This window comes from Thermaerobacter sp. PB12/4term (genome assembly GCF_003403315.2).
In the GTDB taxonomy this organism is placed as follows: domain Bacteria; phylum Bacillota; class Sulfobacillia; order Thermaerobacterales; family Thermaerobacteraceae; genus Thermaerobacter.
Genome location: NZ_CP048407.1, coordinates 1,188,990 through 1,206,540, shown reverse-complemented (window position 1 = coordinate 1,206,540; position 17,551 = coordinate 1,188,990). Strand labels below are relative to the sequence as shown.

The 17,551-nt window shown below is 75.5% G+C and carries 20 protein-coding genes; all 20 read right to left on the bottom strand.

From position 1 onward, the window contains the following. Nucleotide 1: 1 nt before the first annotated feature. The 20 genes from DYI95_RS04945 to flgC all read right to left on the bottom strand — a co-directional run bounded on the left by DYI95_RS04945 (nucleotide 2) and on the right by flgC (nucleotide 17,550). Nucleotides 2-1,450, bottom strand: a complete 1,449-nt coding sequence (locus DYI95_RS04945) for a flagellar biosynthesis protein FlhB (RefSeq protein ID WP_116901535.1) — start codon at nucleotides 1,448-1,450, stop codon at nucleotides 2-4. Then, the gene (fliR, locus tag DYI95_RS04940) at nucleotides 1,447-2,220 is read right to left on the bottom strand and encodes a flagellar biosynthetic protein FliR (protein ID WP_116901536.1); all 774 of its coding nucleotides are present in this window, start codon (nucleotides 2,218-2,220) and stop codon (nucleotides 1,447-1,449) included. Before fliR ends, DYI95_RS04945 begins: the two co-directional genes overlap by 4 nt. Before the next feature lie 158 nt (nucleotides 2,221-2,378). After that, a complete protein-coding gene (fliQ, locus tag DYI95_RS04935; protein ID WP_040827671.1) occupies nucleotides 2,379-2,648 on the bottom strand; it encodes a flagellar biosynthesis protein FliQ in 270 nt (89 codons plus the stop codon). A gap of 117 nt (nucleotides 2,649-2,765) precedes the next feature. Then, a complete protein-coding gene (gene fliP, locus DYI95_RS04930) occupies nucleotides 2,766-3,449 on the bottom strand; it encodes a flagellar type III secretion system pore protein FliP (RefSeq protein WP_006904960.1) in 684 nt (227 codons plus the stop codon). Further along, the gene (locus tag DYI95_RS04925) at nucleotides 3,446-3,706 is read right to left on the bottom strand and encodes a flagellar biosynthetic protein FliO (protein WP_158556089.1); all 261 of its coding nucleotides are present in this window, start codon (nucleotides 3,704-3,706) and stop codon (nucleotides 3,446-3,448) included. The genes fliP and DYI95_RS04925 overlap by 4 nt, the downstream gene beginning before the upstream one ends. Beyond that, nucleotides 3,691-4,188 (bottom strand): response regulator, encoded by a 498-nt coding sequence (locus DYI95_RS04920; RefSeq protein WP_116901538.1) that lies wholly within the window; start codon nucleotides 4,186-4,188, stop codon nucleotides 3,691-3,693. Before DYI95_RS04920 ends, DYI95_RS04925 begins: the two co-directional genes overlap by 16 nt. Nucleotides 4,189-4,231: 43 nt before the next feature. After that, nucleotides 4,232-5,041, bottom strand: coding sequence for a flagellar motor switch protein FliN (gene fliN / locus DYI95_RS13230; protein WP_371731889.1), 810 nt, complete (start codon nucleotides 5,039-5,041; stop codon nucleotides 4,232-4,234). After that, nucleotides 4,998-5,966 carry a flagellar motor switch protein FliM gene (gene fliM, locus DYI95_RS04910; protein ID WP_116901539.1) on the bottom strand — a complete coding sequence of 323 codons (969 nt, stop codon included), beginning with the start codon at nucleotides 5,964-5,966 and terminating at the stop codon, nucleotides 4,998-5,000. The genes fliN and fliM overlap by 44 nt, the downstream gene beginning before the upstream one ends. Before the next feature lie 36 nt (nucleotides 5,967-6,002). Continuing rightward, on the bottom strand, nucleotides 6,003-6,497 hold the full coding sequence (gene fliL / locus DYI95_RS04905) for a flagellar basal body-associated protein FliL (protein WP_116901540.1): 495 nt from the start codon (nucleotides 6,495-6,497) through the stop codon (nucleotides 6,003-6,005). Continuing rightward, nucleotides 6,494-6,772 carry a flagellar FlbD family protein gene (locus tag DYI95_RS04900; RefSeq protein ID WP_116901541.1) on the bottom strand — a complete coding sequence of 93 codons (279 nt, stop codon included), beginning with the start codon at nucleotides 6,770-6,772 and terminating at the stop codon, nucleotides 6,494-6,496. The genes fliL and DYI95_RS04900 overlap by 4 nt, the downstream gene beginning before the upstream one ends. An 83-nt stretch (nucleotides 6,773-6,855) precedes the next feature. Continuing rightward, complete coding sequence (locus DYI95_RS04895) at nucleotides 6,856-8,076, bottom strand: flagellar hook protein FlgE (protein ID WP_116901542.1); 1,221 nt, start codon at nucleotides 8,074-8,076, stop codon at nucleotides 6,856-6,858. A gap of 150 nt (nucleotides 8,077-8,226) precedes the next feature. After that, a complete protein-coding gene (locus tag DYI95_RS04890) occupies nucleotides 8,227-8,697 on the bottom strand; it encodes a flagellar hook capping FlgD N-terminal domain-containing protein (RefSeq protein ID WP_116901587.1) in 471 nt (156 codons plus the stop codon). 28 nt (nucleotides 8,698-8,725) lie between these two features. Continuing rightward, nucleotides 8,726-10,747, bottom strand: coding sequence for a flagellar hook-length control protein FliK (locus tag DYI95_RS11950; RefSeq protein ID WP_116901543.1), 2,022 nt, complete (start codon nucleotides 10,745-10,747; stop codon nucleotides 8,726-8,728). Beyond that, nucleotides 10,734-11,204, bottom strand: coding sequence for a flagellar FliJ family protein (locus DYI95_RS04880; RefSeq protein ID WP_116901544.1), 471 nt, complete (start codon nucleotides 11,202-11,204; stop codon nucleotides 10,734-10,736). Before DYI95_RS04880 ends, DYI95_RS11950 begins: the two co-directional genes overlap by 14 nt. Nucleotides 11,205-11,234: 30 nt before the next feature. Next, nucleotides 11,235-12,665, bottom strand: a complete 1,431-nt coding sequence (locus tag DYI95_RS04875) for a FliI/YscN family ATPase (protein WP_116901545.1) — start codon at nucleotides 12,663-12,665, stop codon at nucleotides 11,235-11,237. After that, on the bottom strand, nucleotides 12,662-13,546 hold the full coding sequence (locus tag DYI95_RS04870; protein ID WP_116901546.1) for a FliH/SctL family protein: 885 nt from the start codon (nucleotides 13,544-13,546) through the stop codon (nucleotides 12,662-12,664). Before DYI95_RS04870 ends, DYI95_RS04875 begins: the two co-directional genes overlap by 4 nt. Then, complete coding sequence (fliG, locus tag DYI95_RS04865) at nucleotides 13,530-14,723, bottom strand: flagellar motor switch protein FliG (protein ID WP_256366259.1); 1,194 nt, start codon at nucleotides 14,721-14,723, stop codon at nucleotides 13,530-13,532. Before fliG ends, DYI95_RS04870 begins: the two co-directional genes overlap by 17 nt. Before the next feature lie 57 nt (nucleotides 14,724-14,780). Then, nucleotides 14,781-16,436, bottom strand: a complete 1,656-nt coding sequence (gene fliF, locus DYI95_RS04860) for a flagellar basal-body MS-ring/collar protein FliF (protein WP_116901547.1) — start codon at nucleotides 16,434-16,436, stop codon at nucleotides 14,781-14,783. Between the two features lie 89 nt (nucleotides 16,437-16,525). Beyond that, nucleotides 16,526-16,903, bottom strand: coding sequence for a flagellar hook-basal body complex protein FliE (fliE, locus tag DYI95_RS04855; protein ID WP_116901548.1), 378 nt, complete (start codon nucleotides 16,901-16,903; stop codon nucleotides 16,526-16,528). 80 nt (nucleotides 16,904-16,983) lie between these two features. Then, on the bottom strand, nucleotides 16,984-17,550 hold the full coding sequence (gene flgC / locus DYI95_RS04850) for a flagellar basal body rod protein FlgC (protein WP_116901549.1): 567 nt from the start codon (nucleotides 17,548-17,550) through the stop codon (nucleotides 16,984-16,986). Nucleotide 17,551 lies beyond the last annotated feature (1 nt).

Below are 17,551 nucleotides of genomic sequence, written 5' to 3'. Positions count from 1 at the left end.
CTCACCTCACCTCCCCTCGGCCGGGACGAACCGGCGGCCGGCGGCCCGGCTCCCCGGCGCCCGGCTCGCCGGAGCCCCACCCGCCTGGGCCCGCCGCCCGCCGGGCCCCCTCCCCGCTCCCCTCGGCCCCGGGAGAGGGCACCCCGGCCGGGACCGCGGGACCGGGCCCGCGTCCCGGCCCCGCGGTGTCCTGGCCGCCGGCGGGCCCTGCTCTGCCGCGCAGCCGCCACACGAAGGCCAGCACTTCCGCCACGGCCACGTAGAACGCAGCGGGGATCTCGCGCCCCACCTCCACCGCCCGGTAGAGGGCCCGGGCCAGGGCCGGTTCTTCCATCACGGGCACGCCGTGCTGCTCGGCCAGGGCCCGGATGCGCAGGGCCAGGAAGTCCACCCCCTTGGCCACCACGACCGGCGCCCCCATGCGGGCCGGGTCGTAGCGCAGGGCCACGGCCACGTGGGTCGGGTTGGTCACCACCACGTCGGCCCGGGGTACTTCCTGGAGCATGCGGCGGCGGGCCAGGTACCGCTGCCGCTGGCGGATCCGCTGGCGCAGCACCGGGTCGCCTTCGGCTTCCTTCTGGTCCTGCTTCCACTCCTGGACCGTCATCCGCAGGGACTGCTGGTGCTCCCACCACTGGTAGGCGTAATCAGCCAGGGCTACCACCAGGTAGGCCAGGGCCCCTCGCCAGAGCAACCCCTGCAGGGACCGGCCCGCCAGGCCCAGCATCGCCGGCAGCGGCGCTCCCGTGGCCGTGATCAGCTGCATCCCGGCACCCAGCAAGGCGGGTCCCAGGGCGGCGGCCATCACCGCCAGCTTGACCGGCGCCTTCAGCAGCTCCACCAGGGCGCGGCGGGACACCAGCCGCTGCAGGCCGGCCAGGGGGTTCACCCGCTCCCAGCGGGGAGCGGCCAGACCCGGTTGAAACAGCCCCCCTGCCTGGACGAACCCGGCCGCCGCCGCGACCACCCAGCCCGCCAGGGCCAGGGGGCCGGCGGCGGCCAGGGTTCCCAGCAGCACCACCCGCCCCAGATCCGCCGCCTGGGCCACCGTCCAGTCCCCCGGCAGCGGGGCCGGGGATGGCGCCCACAGCCGCCGCGCCAGCCCCGCCACCTGCCGGGCGGCCAGGGGCACCAGCGTGCCCGCCAGGGCCGCCAGCGCCAGCAGCACCAGGGCTGCCGGCAGGTCCGCGCTGCGGGCCACCTGGCCCCGGCGGCGGGCCTCCCTGAGTCGCCGGGGGGACGGGGGCAGCACCCGCTCGCCGGCAAAGAGCTGGAGCCGGATCCGGCGGAGGGGGGCCCCTGCCCCGGCGGCTGCCCCTCGGGCTGGCCAGGCGGTCCCGCCGCTCTCCCGGCCGGCCCGCCCGGCCGCCCTGGGATCGAGGCGGGCCGCCGCGGAAACACCGGCCGGGACCGCCGGGCCCGCCGGGCGCACGAGGGCAGGCGGGGTCATGGGCCCATCGCCTCCAGCAGCCGGGCCAGGAACTCGCCCAGAGGCCGGGCCAGGCCGGCCAGGGCTCCGGCCAGCGCCGGCAGGGCGGCCAGCAGGGCTACCAGGGCCACGGCCACCTGCACCGGCAGGCCCGTGATGAACACGTTGAGCTGGGGCACCGCCCGGGACACCAGGCCCAGCGCCACCATCACGGCCACCAGCACGGCCAGGACGGGGAGGCTCAACAGGAGGCCGGTGGCGAACATCCAGCCCGCCAGGTCGAGCAGCACCGGGGCACCGCCGGCCAGGCCGGCTCCCCCCGGTGGCAGGTGGCGGTAGCTGTCAGCCAGGGCCCGCAGGATCAGGTGGTGGCCGTCGGTGGCCAGCAGCAGAACCCACATGACCAGGTAGAGAAAGTGCCCCAGGACGGGCATGGACTGGCTCGAGACGGGATCGAAGACCCCGCTCAGGCCGAAGCCCGCCGACAGGTCGAGCAGCTGGCCCGCCAGCTGGACGGCGGCGAAGACCAGGGCGGTGACCAGCCCCAGGGCAAGCCCCGCGGCCACCTCGGCCAGCAGGGCGGCCCCGTAACCCAGGGCCGTGGCGGGCGGCCGGGCGGGCGGCATCACCGGGTATACCACCAGGGCCAGAAGCACCGCCAGCAGCGCCCGCGCAGGCGCCGGCACCAGGCCCCCGCCGAAGGCCGGCGAGGCGACCACCAGGCCGCTGGTCCGGCCCAGGCAGAGCAGGAACCGGTTGAGTTCTGTGGTGGCGATGGCCGCCAGGTCCACCGGATCACCTCCGCCGCCGGTCCTATCCGCCGCGCACCCCCGGGCTACGGGCAGGCGCCGCCGGTCACCGGCCCCGGCTGCTGGGCCGGGGCCGGCCGGGCCGCCGCCACGGCCGCGGGGCACGGCCCCTCCCCCGCATCCCCGGTCCCCGGCCGGGATCATCCCAGGACGCCGGGGATGGATTCGTACAGCTGCACCGTGTAGCGCACCAGGGTCGCCAGCATCCACGGCCCGAAGAGCAGGAGGGCCGCCGCTGCCGCCAGGATCTTGGGAACAAAGACCAGGGTCTGCTCCGTCACCTGGGTGGCCGCCTGCAGAATGCTGATCGCCACCCCGACGGCCACCGTCAGGAGGAGCACGGGGGCGGCCACCAGAAGGCCCGTCCACAGGGCTTCCCGCCCCACCGTAAGCACCATGGCGTCGGTCATGATCCCTTTCCCCCTCGTCTACCGGACCCGCCCGGCGGCTCCCCCGGCCCCTCTCCGGCCCAGCCGCCGGTACGGGGGACCACGGGCCGTGCCCTGGCCCGGTCTCCAGCCCGGCCTCTAGCCCGGCATGCCGAAGGACGCCAGCAGGGACCGGACCACCAGGTTCCAGCCGTCGACCAGCACGAACAGCAGGATCTTGAACGGCAGCGACACCAGCATGGGCGGAACCATCAACATGCCCATGGACATCAGGGTGCTGGCCACCACCATGTCGATGACCAGAAAGGGTACGTAAAGGATGAAACCGATCTGGAAGGCCGTCTTGAGCTCGCTGATGGCAAAGGCAGGAATCAGCACGTAGGTCGGGACCTGGTCGGGCGACGCCACCGGCCCCCGCCCCGACAGTTCCAGGAACAGGGCCAGGTCCCGTTCCCGGGTGTAGCGGAACATGAACTCCCGCACCGGTTCCTGCGCCCGCTGCAGGGCCTCGACCTGGCCGATCCGGCCGTCCCGGTAGGGTATCCAGGCGTCCTGGTAGACCTGCTGCCAGACCGGTGCCATGACGAACACGGTCAGGAACAGTGCCAGCCCCACCAGCACCTGGTTGGGCGGGGCCTGCTGGGTACCCAGGGCGCCGCGCAGGAAGGACAGGGCGACCACGATGCGGGTGAAGCCCGTCATCATCACCAGCAGCGCCGGCGCCAGGGACAGCACGGTGAGCAGAAGCAGGATCTGCAGGGCGGCGCCCAGGCCTTCCGGGCCCGTGGCCGGCTGCAGGGTGACGTTCACCTGGGGCATCATGCCGGCTCATCCTCCCGGGCCGCCCGCCGGTCCAGCAGGCTCACGCCCTGGTCGGTCACCCCGAGCAGGAGCTCATCCCCGTGCCAGCGCACCACGCACAGGACCCGCCGGCCGCCCAGGGACACCACGGACCGGATTTCCAGATCGCGCCCCCCCTGAGCAGGCTTCAACCACCGGGCCAGGGCCCGGCTCCCCCACGCGGCCGCTGCGATCACCAGCAGCGAAGCAACGAGAAACTGGATCAGGCCTGTCCACAAGGTTCCCCCGTCCCCCCGGTCTCCCCCTGGACCGGCCCCGCCCCCTGGCAGGCCCGGCCCGGCGACTCCCCGCCCGGCGACGTTGCGGCGCCCCGGCTGGCGCGGGGATCCAGCCTTCCCGCCGGCCCCCGGGCCGCCAGGGCAAACCGCACCGCGGCCTGCAGGCGGGCCGGATCCCACGGTTTGGCCACCACGTCGGCCGCTCCCGCCCGCCGGTAGGCCACCACGGCCGCCCGGGTGGTCAGGGCCGTGCACACCACCAGGGTGGCGGCGGGATTCATCGCCTTCAGGGCAGCCAGCCACCGGCCGGCGTCCCGGCCCCACGGAGCCGGTTCGGCCAGGACCACCCGGGCCCGCTGGAGCTGGCGGCGGACCACGGGCTCGGGTTCGGACCCGGAAAGCTCCAGCACCACGCACCCCAGGGGAGCCAGCTGGGCCCGGACCTGGCGCCGGGCAAAGGCGGCGGGGTCGATGACCACCACCGCGGGCTCCGGTCCCCCCCGAACGCCCTCCCCCGGCACCCCCTCAACGGAGGCGACGGAGGCGCTCGCCGGGGCTGACGATGTCGGTGATGCGGATGCCGAAGTTCTCATCGATCACCACCACCTCGCCCCGGGCGATCAGGCGGCCGTTCACCAGCAGGTCCACCGGCTCGCCCGCCAGTCGGTCCAGTTCCACCACCGTGCCCGGCGCCATCTCCAGCAGTTCCCGCACCGTGCGCTGGGTCTGGCCCAGCTCCACCGTCAGTTGCAGGGGGACATCCAGCAGAAGATCCAAGGTTCCCCGGGCCAGGGCCGGCCCGGCGCCGCCTTCCCCTTCCGGCGGCCAGCCCTCGCCGGCCTCGGGACCGCCGTGCAGGGGGTAGAACCCGGCCGCCGGGCGGCTACCGGCCCCCGTGATGCCCGCCGGGGCCGGCTCGGCTGCGGCCGCCGCCTGGGCCGGGCCACTACCCCGGCCGGCACCGGCCGGCCCCTCCGCGCCCGGCCTGCCCGCCGGAAGCGCCTCCTCCTGGAAGGTGGCCGACGGGGTCGCGGCCGGCAGAGCGGATGGGCGCCTGCCCGTGGCCTCCCCGGCTCCGGCGGAGGGGCCCGTCGCGATGGGGGAGGCCTCCTGGGGCTCAACGGACCCCGATGCCCCGCCGGCGGACCCGGAAGCTGCGGGGGGAGGGGCGTCGGATCCGGCAGCACCTCCGGACGCGCCTTCCGCACCGCCTGGGGCGCCCCGCGCCGGGTCGTCGCCGCCGGCGGGGCCGGCCCCGCTCCCCTCCTCGGCCAGGCTGCGCAACAGGGCATCAATTTCCTCCTGCGACAGCATCTCCCACTCGCCCGTGCCCATGGCCGCGTTCCTCCTCTACCACCCGTTCCACCACCTGCACCGCCAGCCGCTGCCCGTGCTGCCCGGGCAGGCCCCGGAACTTGAGCCGGCCGCCCACCAGGATGTCGACCAGGCTTCCGGCCCGGGTATCCAGCGGCAGCACGTGCCCCGGCGCCAGGTCCAGCAGCTGCCGGACCGTCAGCTGAGCCCGCCCCAGGACCACCTGCACCGGCAGCGGCACCTGGCGCAAGCCTTCTTCCCACCGCTCCCGGGACCGCGCCTGGCTGCGGGTCTCCCGGGCGTAGTACTGGTGCACGGCCAGCCGCGGCAGCAGGGGCTCCAGCAGGGGATAAGGCAGGCAGATCCGCCAGGCTCCGGACTGCTGGCCGAACCGGACCGACAGCACCACCCGCACGACGATCTCGTTGGGCGCCTGAACCTGGACGAACAGGGGATTGGCCGCCACCGTGACCAGTTCGCCCTGCACCTGGACGAGCTGGCTCCACCCCTCGGCGACGGATCCCAGAAGCCCCTGCAGGATGGCCCGCATGACCACCGTCTCGATCTCCGTCAGGCCGCGGCCGGTGGCCGCCCCCGTGCCCGGCCCGCCGAACAGGCGGTCCACCATGGGAAAGGCGATGGAGGGCTCCACGTCCATGACGGCGCTGCTCTCCAGGGGCGGCAGGTTGAAGACCGCCAGCACCGTGGGGTTGGAGAGCCCGGTGATGAACTCACCGTAGGTCGTCTCCTCCACCTCCAGCACCGCCACCTCGACCACCGTGCGCAGCTGGCCCGACAAGAAGCCCGTTGCCAGCCGGGCCACGTTCTCGTGCACCATGGCCAGGGTGCGCAACTGCTCCTTGGAGAACTTGTCCGGGCGCCGGAAGTCATAGAGCCGGACCACCGGCGTCCTCCGGCTGCCCTTGCGGCGCACGCCCTGGTTCAACCCGCAGCCCTCCTCCTGCCCGTGCTCTGCAGGCCCCTACTGGACGATCAGGTCCGTGATCAACACGTCCTGAATGGGCAACCCGCCCCCGGGGGCATGTCCACCGGGCCCGGATCCGGCAGGCAGGCCGGACCCCGCCCCCGGGTCGCCCTCCCCGGGGCCGGACCCGCCGCCCTGTCCCGCCAGGACGGCCCGCAGCGCCTGCTGCAGCCGGTCCATGCCGCCGGCTCCGGCCAGGTCGGCCGCGGTCATCCCGCGCAGGACCCGGTAGACCTGATGGCGCACCTCGGCCGTGCGGCCGTGCTCCAGCGCCTGGGCCGCCTCTTCCCCTGCCACCCGGAGGACCAGGGCCACCTGCACCACCCGACCGTCCCGCAGGTTGGTGGTAAAGGGCTCCAGGGCCACGTCCACCGGCTCCGGCGGGGGCGGGGGCTCCCCCGCCCCCGCCCGGGTGGCGGCCCACCAGGTGCCCGCAGCGGCGGCCACCGCCGTCACCACCACGATCAACAGCAACCGGAGTTTGCCTTTCACCTGGGGTCACCGTCCTCGTGCCCGGTGGACCCGGCGGCCGGGGCGGGCGAGGCCGGGGCGCAGGACGCCCCTGCCCCTCCCGGTCCCCCGGCCGGCGCCAGGATGCGCCGCCGGTAGGCCACCACCCGCTCGATCACCCGTTCCACGGGTTCCCGCACCACCAGGCGCCGGCCCGTGGTCAGCGTGATCACCGTATCGGGCGTGGCCTCCAGGGTCTCGATCAGCTCCGCGTTGACCACCACTTCCCGGCCGTCCAGGCGGGTCACCGGCACCACCGGGGCTCCCTCCCGTCACCTGAGGCCGCTGAGGCCGGGTCCCCGCCGCGGCATCCGGCGGGCCGGGCTCTCAGCCGGCCGGCTTACCGCTTGAGGTTGACCAGCTCCTGCAGCATCTCGTCGGAGGTGGTGATGACCCGGGAGTTGGCCTGGAAGCCCCGCTGGGTCACGATCATGTCGACGAACTCCCGGGACAGGTCGACGTTGGACATCTCCAGGGCCCCCGGGGTGATGGAGCCGCGCCCGCCGATGCCCGCCTCCCCGATCCGGGCCACCCCGGAGTTGTTGGATTCCCAGTAGAGGTTGCCGTCGCGCAGCAGGCCGGCCGGGTTGGCGAAGGCGGCCAGCGCCACCTGGGCGATGGGCTGGGTCATCCCGTTGGAGAAGGTGCCGGTGATGGTGCCCGATGCATCGACGCTGAAGGACGTCAGCTGCCCGGCGGGATAACCGTCGGCCGTGGCCTCGGCGGTGGACGGCCCGGCGTACTGGGTCAAGCCGGCAAAGTCGACGGTCAGGGTCATGGGGTCGGCGCCGGGCGGGTTGAAGTTCACGGTGCCCGGGCTGCCGGCCGTGAGAAGTCCCGCGCTGCTGAAGGTCAGGGTGCCCGAGCCGAGGGAGGTGACCGGGTCGGCGGCCGCGGCGGCGTCCCACGACCACTGGTTCGGCCCGGTACGGGTGAAGGTGAAGATCAGCGTATGGGAATTCCCCAGCGAGTCGTAGACGTCGATGGCCTGGGTCAGGGGACTGGACGTGGGTGCCGTGGCATCCAGGTTGCTGGACCACGTCACCCGGGTGCTGGCCTGGGCCGGTACGGCCAGGTCCACGGGGACGCGGACGGCGCCCAGGTTGAGGGCGTCCCGGGCCGGCAGCACACCGCCCTGGGCCTGCCAGCCGAGCACCCGCAGGCCATCGGCATTCACCAGGTAACCCTCGGCATCCAGCCGGAAGTCGCCGGCCCGGGTGTAGGCGTAGCCGCCCGTGGCGTCCTGCAGCACGAAGAACCCGTCGCCCTGGATGGCCATGTCCGTGACCACGCCCGTCACCTGGGGGTTGCCGGCTTGGTGGATCACGTCGATCCCGCCCAGGGCCGTGCCCAGGCCGATCTGGATCGGGTTCGTCCCGCCCCGGGCCGGCCCGGCGGGCGCCGAGGCCCCCCGCAGGGTCTGGTTGAACAGCTCCTTGAAGGTCACGCGGCTCGACTTGTAGCCCACGGTGTTGACGTTGGCGATGTTGTTGCCGACCACATCCATCCGGAGCTGGTGGTTCTGAAGCCCAGAGATGCCGGCGTACAGCGAGCGCATCATGGCGCCTCACCCTCCCTCAAGGTCATCCCCCTGCCGGGCCTTCCCCCACGCGGCCGGCCCGGCCCCGTGGCCGGCCCCGGCTCCCGCCGGGGCCTCCGGCGGCCCCAGGCGGGCCCGTTCCTCACCGCTCTCCCGCCGGTGCCCGCCGCCTCACGCCGTCACCGGGCGCCCCGGCGGCCCGCCCGCGGGCTCCGCCTCACCCGCCAGGCGCAGGGCCAGCACGTCGGCCCAGGCCACGGGCTGGCCGTCGATCATCAGGCCCGGTGCGGCAGGATCCATCCGCACCCCCGTGACCGTGCCGGTCCGGGTCCCCTGGGCGGTGGTGATCTCCACCGTCCGGCCCAGCAGGGGCAGGGCCGAAAGCCCGCTGAGGGCCGCCCGCAGGGCCCGGGTCTCCTCCAGCTGGGTGAGCTGGGCCAGCTGGGCCACAAAGGCGGTGTCCTGCATGGGCTGCAGCGGGTCCTGATAGCGCAGCTGGGCCGCCAGCAACCGAAAGAAGGCGTCGGGTGCCAGGCCGCCCGGACCGCCCGGGCCGGCCCGGCCGGCCGCGCCGCCGGCGCTGCCCGGGCCGGAACCCGCCGCCGCGGCCGCCGCTTGCGCCGTGCTGCTGGTGATGGCCATCCCGGCCACGTCCCCACCTCCCCACGTCCTAGATCCGGACGTCCAGCCGCCCGCCGCCCCCTCCCGGGAAGGCCGCCGTGCCCGGGCCGGCAGAAGGAACGTCCCTCGGGCTGGGGCCGGCCGCGCTCGGGACCCCGCCTGCGGCCCAGGCCCAGGCCGTGCCCTGGCCACCCTGGCCGCCCGGCCCCTGCTGCCCGGATTGACCGGGAGTCCCGCCGGCCGCCAGCCCCACTTCGAGACCCTGTACCTGGTAGCCGCGGGCGGTCAGGGCCTGGCGGAGTTCGTCCAGGTGACGCTGGACCAGGGCCAGGGTGTCGGGGTGGAACACCGTGAGCCGGGCCGCCAGCGCGCTGCCGTCCCCCGCTACCTCCACGTGCAGGGGTCCCAGGTGGGCCGGAGCCAGTTCCAGCCGCAACCGGTGCCGGTCGCCGGCCCGGTGCCACTCGAGCCCTTCAATCCAGCGGGCCACCGCCGCCGCCCACCGGCCGGCGTCCACGGGGCCGCCACCGGCCGCTCCCGGCAGCGCGGCCGCCGCCGGCGATGCCATCCCCCTGGCCGCCGCAGCCGCAGGCGCCAGGGGCTCCCCTTCACCCCTCCCCGGCGGCGGGAGCGGCCGGCCCGGGCCGGCCGCTCCCGCCGCGGCCGTGCCCTCGGGGATGCCGGTCCCCTGGGACGCCGGCACCACGACCCCGGCTGTCCCCGGCAGCAGCGGCCCACCCTGTCCCGCAGGCAGGCTCGCCATGCCGGCTACGGCCGCCGCTTGGCCGGAGGCCGGCCCAGGCCACCCTGCGCCGTAAGCTTCCGCCCCGGCCCCCGGCCCCGCGGCGGCGGGGACCGGTGCCCCGCCGGCCGCGGCAGCCATCGCACCCGTCATCGCCGGCGAGGTGGTCCCGGCCTTGCCATCCCCTGCCGCCGGTTCGCCGCCTCCGGCCAGGAGCCCGCCACCGGGTTGTCCGGGCAACAAGGCCGGGGCCGGCGCCGGCGTCTCCGGCCGGCCGCTACCCGGGACGCCGCCGGGTCCGGCGGCTCCGCCGGCGGCAGCACCCGGACCCGTGGCCGCGTCCGGGCCACCCGCCGCCGAAACCGGCGTTCCGCTTCCCGGCGGCTCAAGGAACGCCCCTGCCCCAACCATCGCCCCGGTTCCCGACACCGGGCCGGCAGCCGGGGCGGTGGGGCCCGAGGTCGTGCCGGAGCCGGAAGCGGCGGTGGCGGCCGCCCCGGTGGTCCCCGCGACGGGCTGGGCGCGGCCGGTCGAGGGCCCTGCGGATTCCGCCGGGCCGGCCTTGCCCTGGGAGGCGCTGCCGGCCTCGGGGGCAGGAGACGGGCTCCGGCCTGCCGCCGTCCCGCCGGCGGCAGTGGGATCCGGTCCCCCTGTCGCCGGGGCGTCACGCCCCGCTCCTTCGGCCCCTCCCGCCCCCGGTGCCCCACCGGGGGCGCCGTTGTGCCCGGCGCCAGGACCGCTGTCCTGCGCCTTCGCGACCCCCAGCCGGCCGCTGCCTTCGCTTTCCGTCCCGGCCTCCGGCGCCGTACCGGACCTGGCGGCAGCCTCCCGGGGTTCGAATCCGCCCGCTGCACCCCCCCGCGCCGGTAGCCCTGCCGGCCGCGGCCCGGCAGCTTCACGGGTGCCGAACCACCCTTCCACCGCAACCGCCTCGGTCCCGTGACCCCGGGCACGGGATTCGAGGCCGGCCCCAACCTGGTCGCCGGGGGCCGGCATGGGACTCAGGGGAAACAGGGCAGGCACGACCAGCCCCATGACCTCTCCGCCGGCGGCACGGCGGGTGTCACGGCCGCTGTCCTCTCCAGATCCCGCACTGCCGGAGCCGGCGGGAGCCGTACCGCCCGCCGGACCAGGGGAACTGCCCCGCCCGGCCCGGGCCTGGTCCAGCAGCTCGGCGAATACCTCTCCCGGCCGCCGGCCCGCCGCCTGCCCCTGGGGGCCCCCGGCGGTACGAATGCCACCCGGGACCGCCGCCCCCGTTCCCGCGGCACCTGCGGCGGCAGACCCCCATCGCACCGGCACCGCCACCGGCCCATCACCACGGGTCATGGCCCGTCACCTCCTCCCTCGCCGGCCGGCGGCCCGCCACCTCGTCCAGATGGGCTTGCTCCCGCCTCGCCGCCTCCTGGCGCTGCCGCCGCTGGTGCCGGTCGTGGAGTCGCTCGTAGGCCTGTTCCTCCCGCCGGGCCGCGACGGCCGCCTGCTGGCGGGTTTCGGCTTCCCGCCGCAGGACCTGGGCCCGCCCGGCCGCCGCCTGGCAGCGCCGTCCCAGCTGCTCCAGCTCCCGCCAGCGGGCCACCATCTCCAAGGCCGGCCGGGCCGGTCCCACGGCCGCCAGCTCGCCCGCCGCCTGCCGCCGCTGGGCTTCCAGCAGGGTCGCTTCCTCTTGCGCCTGCCGGGCCCGGGCCTGCCAGCGACCCCACTCCCCCAGCCGGGCCAGGGCCTCCAGGCGGCGTACATCCCATACCCGTTGCAAGCGGAACGGCTCCCCGCTTGCCATGGCCATCCCCCCACCCCTGCTGCTGCTCCTGGATCCTCAGGCACGCTGCTCGCCGGCGGCGTCCCCGCCGGCCACCTCCTGGAGCCGGGCCACCGCCTCGGAAAAGGAAGCCGCCTCGTCGCGCCCCTGGGAGAGAAAGGCCCGGATGGCCGGCATGCGCTCCAGGGCCCGGTCGACATCGGGGTTGGTGCCCCGCTGGTAGGCGCCGATCTCCACCAGGTCGCGGGCCTCCCGGTAGGCGCCCAGCCACCGCCGCAGCCGCTGGGCCGCCGCCCAGTGGGCCGCATCGACCAGCTCCGGCATCAGGCGGCTGACGCTGGCCAGCACGTCCACCGCGGGGAACTGGCCCTCCTCGGCCAGCTGGCGGGAAAGGACGATGTGGCCGTCCAGCGTTCCCCGCACCGCGTCGGCGACGGGCTCGTTGAAGTCGTCCCCGTCCACCAGCACCGTGTAGAAGCCGGTGATGCTGCCGCGGTCCCCGGTCCCCGCCCGCTCCAGCAGCCGCGGCAGGGCGGCGAAGACCGACGGCGGGTAGCCGCGGGTGGCCGGCGGCTCGCCCACGGCCAGGCCCACCTCCCGCAGGGCCATGGCGTAGCGGGTCACCGAATCCATCACCAGCAGCACGTGGCGGCCCCGGTCGCGGAAGAACTCGGCAATGGCCGTGGCCACCTGGGCCGCCTTGATGCGCACCAGGGCCGGCCGGTCGGCGGTGGCCGCCACCACCACCGTGCGCCGGCGGCTACCGGCCAGATGGTGGTCGACGAAGTCCCGCACCTCCCGGTTCCGCTCGCCGATCAGGGCCACCACCACCACGTCCGCCGCCGTGTGCCGGGTCATCATGGCCAGGAGGGTGCTCTTGCCCACGCCGCTGCCGGCGAAGATGCCCACCCGCTGGCCCCGGCCGCAGGTCAGCAGGGCGTCGATGGCGCGAACCCCCACGGGCAAGGGCTCCCGGATGGGCCGGCGGGCCAGGGGCGGCGGGGGGTCGGCTTCCGCCGGGTACCAGGCTTCCGCCGCCACCGGACCCCCGCCGTCCAGGGGCCGGCCGAGCCCGTCCAGCACCCGGCCCAGCAGGCCCTCGCCCACGGCCACCCGGAACCCCTGGCCCGTGGCCTCCACCCGGCTGCCCGGCCGGATGGCCCGGGCATCACCCAGGGGCATCAGCAGGGTGCGGGCGCCGCGAAACCCCACCACTTCGGCCGGCACCGGCGGCCGTCCCGGCCGGTCGATCCAGCAAAGCTCCCCCAGGGAGCTCACGGGGCCCCGGGCCTCGACCGCCAGGCCGACCACCTGTTCCACCCAGCCCTGGCAGGGGCGAGGTTCGGCCGCCTGCACGGCCGCCTTCAGCCGGTCCCAGTCCAGGAGCCCACCGGTCCCCTGCGCGCCTTGAAGGCCAGGACCCGATGTAGCCCCAGCTCCGACCCGGCCCGGGGGACCGGGCCGGGTCGGGGCGGCCGGCACCGTCATGCTCCTTCCCTCCCCTCCGGGGCGGCATCGGTCCGGACCCCGGCGGCCTCCTCGCCGGCGGTGACATCCGACCCGGAGCCCGCCCCGCCCCCGGGCCGGGCCTCCCGGAGGGCCCGACCGAGGCGCTGCATCTGGGCCTCCACCCGGCCGTCGATGAGCCCCCGGGGTGTGTCCACCCGGTAGTCGCCGGGCGCCAGGGTCAGGTCGGCCACCAGCTCCACGCCAGCGGGCAGGGGCGACGCCTCCTCCAGCCGGGCCAGGCTCTCGGGATGCACCAGCACCCGGGCCCCCTCGCTCCCCAGCCGGGCCAGGGCCGCCTCGATCTGGCGGCGCAGGGCGGCGGCATCGACCGCCAGGGCCTCGCCCGCCACCCGGCGGGCCAGGACCAGGACCAGCTCCAGCACGGGCCCTGCGGAAGCCTCCACCAGCTGCCGGTAGGCGGCGGCCAGTTCCTCCCGCTGGCGGGCTGCCTGTTCCTCCAGTTGCCGGCAGGCCGTCTCCCACCGCGCCCGGCCTTCCTGCTCGCCCCGGCGGAAGCCCTCCTCCCGCGCCTGACGGCACAGGGCGTCAGCCTCCCGCCGGGCCTTCTCCAGGTGGGCGGCCGCCGCCCGCCTGGCCCTCCGGAGCCAGCGGCGGGCCCGCCGGCCGGCCGCCGCCTGGGCAGCTGCCGGCAACGGTCCGGCAGCCGGTGCGGCCTCCGCTGGGGCAGCGGCCTCGCCCGCAGCGGCGGGGGCCACCGTCCCGCCCGCCGGGCCCACGGGCTGCCAGTTCACCGGCCGGAGCCCGGGGGCCGCCGTGCCGGGGCCGGGCAGGGGCCCCAGCACCGGCCAGCGGGCGGGAACCGGCCGCCGGGCGTCTCCCACCCTAGACGACCACTTCATCCTGGCCACCCCGTGCGATGACGATCTCGCCCTCTTCCTCCAGGCGGCGGATGATGTTGACGATCTTCTGCTGGGCCTCTTCCACGTCGCGGAGGCGCACGGGCCCGAGGTACGACAGGTTTTCCTGGAGGATCTCCACGGCCCGCTGGGACAGGTTGCGGAAGATCTTCTGCTTGACGTCCTCGCTGACGGCCTTGAGGGCCAGGGGCAAATCCTCGTTGAGGTCGACCTCCCGGAGCACCCGCTGGAGGGACCGGTCGTCCAGCAGCACGATGTCCTCGAAGACGAACATCCGCTTCTTGATCTCCTCGGCCAGCTCGGGATCGGTGACCTCCAGGACCTCCATGATGCTGCGCTCGGTGCCGCGGTCCACGTTGTTCAGCACCTGGACCACAGCCTGCAGCCCGCCCGCGACGGTGCCCTCCTCGCCCAGGACCGACGACAGCTTGCGTTCCAGGACCCGCTCCACCTCGCGGATCAGTTCGGGCGAGGTGCGCTCCATCAGGGCCAGGCGGCGGGCCACGTCGGCCCGGCGCTCGGGCGGCAGGCCGCTGAGGACGACGGCGGCCTGCTCCGGATGGAGGTAGGCGAGGATCAGGGCGATGGTCTGGGGGTGCTCCTGCTGGATGAAGTTCAGGATCTGCAGCGGGTCGGCCCGGCGCACGAACTCGAAGGGCCGGACCTGCAGGGTCGAGGTGAGGCGGTTGATCACCTCCGCCGCCCGCTGGTGGCCCAAGGCCTGCACCAGCAGCTCCCTGGCATAGTCGATGCCGCCCTGGGCGATGTAGGCGTGGGCCAGGGCCAGATCCCGGCACTCCTCCAGCACCGCCAGCCGCTGTTCGGGAGCGACCCGGTCGGTGTTGGCGATCTCCAGGGTGAGCTGTTCGATCTCCTCCTCCCGCAGGTAGCGGAAGACCCGGGCGGCCAGCTCCGGTCCCAGGGAGATCATCAGGATGGCGGCCTTGCGCCGCGGCGACAGGTCGCGGGCCGCCTCCCGGAGGGCAGGCCGGGCACCGGCGGCCGCCGCACCGGCCCCCGGCTCCGCCGCGATCCCGCCCTCCAGACCCTCGGCCACCTCCCCGGCGACCGGCGCTGCCGGGGCCCTGATTCCACCCCGGGGGGTACCCCCGGCCGCCGCCGTGCCGGCCGTTGCCACCGCAACCTGCCTTGTCGCCATGGCCATCGCCTCCTTCCCCGCCCGCGCCGGGTCTGGCCGTCCCGGCTGCCGCCGCCGTCAGTTGGCGGACCGCTCGGCCAGCCAGCTGCGGATCACCTGGGCCACGTGCTCCGGCTGGTTCTTCACCAGCTCGCTGACCTGCTCGAGGACCGTGGCCTCCGCCGCCCTGCCGTTGGCACCCGTCGCCGCGGCCCCGGCCGGTCCCGGAACGGGCCCGCCGGGGCCGGGTACGGCCGCGGTGCCCCGCCCGGCCGGACCGGCCGCCACCGTGCCGGCGGTGCTCCCCGGCGCGGCTGGCAACCCGTGACCGGCGGCTTGTGCTTCCAGGAGCCGGCGGGCCAGCCGCCGGCGCCGCCAGGCGACCACCAGGAGGACCAGGGCCAGCAGCGCCAGCCCGGCCGCGCCGGCCAGCAGGGCCATCCGCCGGGTCGCTTCCCGGGCCTGCCGCTCCTCCTCCAGGGACTGCTGCAGGCGGTCGGCCACCGTGGTGTCGAAGGGCATGGCCACCACCTCGACCTGGTCCTGGCGCTGGGGGTCGCTGCCGATGGCCGCGGCCACCGCCTGCTGGAGGGCCTGCCGCCGCTCGGGGGTGAGATCGCCATTGACCACCACGGCCACCGACAGGCGCCTTACCGCGCCCGGGGCCACCTGCACCCGGTCGACCACCTGGTTGACCTCGTAGTTGGCCGTCCGCTCGCTGCGCTGGTAGTCGCCGGTGCCGCCGCCCACCTGGGGGTAGGTGGGGATGTTGCTGTCCCCCGGCACCCCGCCCGGTGCGGGCCGGCCGGTGAAGGTTTCCTGCAGCTCCTGGATGGACCGCAGGATGCCCTGGCCGCCGTCGGCCGGGGGCTCGAAGAGGTGACGTTCCACCACCTGCTGGTCGAAGTTGAGCTCGGCATTGACCCGGGCGATGACGTTGCCCGGACCCAGGACCTGTTCCAGCAGGGTCTGGAGGCTGCGCTGCAGCTCCGCCTCGAAGCGGCGTTCCACCTCGAAGCGGTCACCCGGCACCACGGCGCTCCCTTCCTGGGCCGGCTCGACCCCGGCCGAGAGCAGGCGGCCGGTGGTATCCACCACCGTCACGTCTTCGGGCTTCAGGCCTTCCACCGCCGAGGCGACCAGGTGCATGATGGACCGCACCTGCTCCGGCTCGAGCTCTGCCCCTGGTTTCAGCTGGACCAGCACCGCCGCGGTGGCAGGCCGCTGCTGGCTGACGAAGGGGCTGCGCTCGGGCAGCACCACATGCACCCGCGCCGCCTCCACCCCCTCCAGCCGGCCGATGGTGCGGGCCAGCTCGCCCTGGAGCCCCCGCAAGTACTGCACCTGCCGCTCGAACTCCGTGGCGCCCATCGGCATGTTCTCCAGAAGCTCCAGGCCCACCGTCCCCTGGCGCGGCAGTCCCTGGGCGGCCAGGTCCAGGCGCAGCCGGTCGACCTGTTCCGCCGGCACCAGAATGGCCTGGCCGCCCTGGGCCAGCTGGAAGGGGATGCCTTGCTCCTCAAGCTGGCCGGCGATGGCCGCGGCGTCGGTGGGGTCCAGCTGAGTGAAGAGGGGGGCCCACTGGGGCCCGCTGCGCCCTGCCAGGGCCAGCGCCACCAGGCCGGCCAGGGCCAGAGCCGCCGCCGAGACCACCACCCACCGGGCTGCCGGCCTAAGCTGCCGGAACCAGGCCATGAATTGCTGGGGAATCTGCCGCACCTGTGCCAGGGGCATGAAGGATTCCGCCGCCTCCTCGACCGACCGCGACCCTGCCTTCCGGCCCCGTTCCGCTCATCCCGCCTGCCGCCGCAGGGCCGTGCCCGTCACACGGGCATGCGCATGATCTCCTGGTAGGCCTCGAGCGCCTTGTTGCGCAGCTGCACCGCCAGTTCGATGGCCAGCCGGGCTTTCTCGCTGGCCACCATGACCTGGGACAGGTCCTGGACCTGGCCCGTCACCAGGCGCCGGGCCATGGCGTCGGCCTCGCCGGCCGCTCCCTCCAGCTGCTGGAGGGCTCGGGCCAGCTCCTGCAGAAAGCTGGCTCCCACGCCACCCGGCCCGGTGGAACCGGCCGCCGTACCGTCGCCCGCGGCGGCAACCGCCGCCCTTCCGGACGAGCCGGCGGTCCCGCCCAGGCCGGTAGCCGTGGATGGGCCGGGCCAGGCGGCGTTGCCGGAGGGCTGGACTCCCCATGGGTTCATGGCTCAAACCTCCTCCGTCGAAGCCGCGGAGTTGCCGGGACCCTGGCGGCCCCAGGGGCGTCCGGTAGCCGCAAGGCCGTTCAGCCGCGGCCAATGTCCAGGGCCCGCAGGGCCAGGGTGCGGGCCGCGGCGAAGACCGCCACATTGGCCTCGTAGGCCCGGGTGGCCGCCAGCAGGTTGACCATCTCCGCCAGGGGGTCCACGTTGGGGTACGCCACGTAACCATCCGGGCCCGCATCGGGATGGGCCGGGTCGTACACCAGCCGGGGCGGCGAGGGATCGGCGACCACTGCCGCCACCTGGACCCCGCCGGGGGCGGCTCCGGTCCCGCCCGGACCCGCCACTCCCCGACCGGCTACGGCCGGCACCGGCCCGCCCGCTACGCCGGCCACGGCGGGACGTGCCCAGCCGGCCGCGGCACCCGCCTGCGGAACCGGCCCCGGCACCGCACCCCGTTCCCGGAGGATCCGGGCGAAGGGCGTCGCCCGCTCCTGGAAGACCGGCACCAGCCGGCGGTAGGGCCCGCCCTGGGGGGTGCGGGTGGAGTCCACGTTGGCCAGGTTGCTGGCGATCAGGTCGAGGCGCAGCCGCTGGGCCGTCATGCCGCTGGCCGCGATGTCGAAGGTGCTGAACATCCCGCCCGGCACC